Genomic DNA, 386 nt, shown 5'->3' with positions numbered 1-386 from the left:
CTAAAAAATCCTGGTTTTGGCCGATTTTTTACAGATCACATGGGGATCATTAAATGGACCAAAGATAAAGGTTGGCATAACGCTGTCATCTCTCAATACAAATCCCTAGAAATTAATCCAGCAAGTACCGTTTTGCATTATGCGCAAGAGATTTTTGAAGGTTTAAAAGCCTATCGCGCAAAAGATGGACGCATTTTGTTATTCCGCCCTGATGCCAATGCGCAACGTTTTATAGAGTCGGCAAGACGATTAGCCATGCCAGAATTACCAAAGGACATTTTTTTAGATGCCATTCATCAATTAGTAAGAATTGATCAGAAGTGGGTTTCTGGAAATCCCAATGCTAGCCTCTACATACGTCCATTCATGTTTGGCAATCAAAATTT

The 386-nt window shown here is 39.1% G+C and carries 1 pseudogene; it reads left to right on the top strand.

The window, feature by feature from the left end:
• Positions 1–386 (top strand): annotated as a pseudogene (locus ACFIK8_RS11400) (branched chain amino acid aminotransferase); the annotation flags it as partial.

The sequence above is a fragment of the Bartonella sp. MR168JLCBS genome (genome assembly GCF_042194175.1).
Note: the sequence above shows the minus strand (reverse complement) of the source record. Positions and strands in the feature narration are given on the sequence as shown.